Source organism: Mesorhizobium sp. M6A.T.Cr.TU.017.01.1.1, assembly GCF_004023115.1.
Lineage (GTDB): Bacteria > Pseudomonadota > Alphaproteobacteria > Rhizobiales > Rhizobiaceae > Mesorhizobium > Mesorhizobium mediterraneum.
In genome coordinates, this window is record NZ_RZTA01000257.1 from 1 (window position 1) to 1,296 (window position 1,296).

1 pseudogene is annotated in these 1,296 nt (G+C 69.8%); it reads left to right on the forward strand.

What is annotated here, in order from left to right:
- Nucleotides 1-1,296: pseudogene (locus EOB36_RS34600) on the forward strand (autotransporter outer membrane beta-barrel domain-containing protein); the annotation flags it as partial.

Here is a 1,296-nt window from a genome sequence, read left to right on the forward strand (position 1 = left end):
CCTCCGGCCTGGTCGTGCAATCCGTCGGCGGCGCCGGCGGCAGTGGCGGCGGTGCTTTCGGTCTGTTCGGCGGCGGTGGAGCCGGTGCCGATGGCAACAACGGTGGAAACGCCACGGCGACCAATACCAACAGGATCACGACCAACGGCATTGGTGCGATCGGCATGTTGGTGGAATCGATCGGGGGTGGTGGCGGCGACGGCGGTGGCGCAGCCGGCATCGTGTCTGTTGGCGGCATTGGCGCTGGCGGCGGCACTGCGGGAACGGTGACCGCCAATGTCGGCGGTGAGATAATCACCGGCTCCGACGGTAGTGGCGACGGCGCGCATGGCGTGCTCGCCCAGTCTGTCGGCGGTGGCGGCGGCAATGGCGGCTTCGCGCTGTCGGCTGGCCCGATCGCGGCGGTTGCCATCGGCGGCGGCGGCGGCACCGGCGGCAATGGCGGCGTCGTCAACGTCAATCAGGCTGGCGCCGGCGCGACAGTCAGCACGCATGGCAGTTCGGCTATCGGTATCCTCGCTCAATCCATCGGCGGCGGCGGCGGCAATGGCGGCGGCAGCTTCGCCGCCGGCGGCATTGCTTCGGTTTCGATCGGCGGCAGCGGCAGCGCCGCGGGCGACGGCGACGAGGTCAACTACAACGTCGGCAATTCGCATGTCACGACAAGCGGCGCCGATTCGATCGGCATCCTGGTGCAATCGGTCGGCGGCGGCGGCGGCAATGGCGGATTTGCCCTGGGTGGCGCGGGCGTCGTTGCGGTCGGCGTGGGTGGCAACGCAGGCGCGGGTGGCATCGGCAAGAAAGTCGATATGACGACCGGCGGCACGGTCGAAACCAGCCAGGCACGTTCGGCCGGCATCATCGCGCAGTCGCTTGGCGGCGGCGGCGGCAATGGTGGCTTCGTGGTTGCAGGCAGTCTGGGGGTGAGCGTCGGCGTTGGCGGCAAGGGCAGCGGGGGCGGCGACGGCGGCCAGGTGTTCTTCCGCACCGCTGGCGGCGGCAATGGCGGTTTTGTCGGAACATTCGGCGCTATCGCCAATCTGGGCATCGGCGGCGGCGCCGGCGCGGCAGGCCGGGGCCTGGCGGTCGACGCGACCTATAACGGGTCCGTGGAAACGTGGGAGCAGCGCTCGGCCGGCATCATCGTGCAGTCGATCGGCGGCGGCGGCGGCAATGGCGGCGGCGTCATTGGTGTCGGCCTTGGCCTCACAGTCGGCATCGGCGGCAATGGCGCCGGCGGTGGCGATGCCAATGCTGCGGAATACAGATCCGCGACAACCACGATCACCACTCATC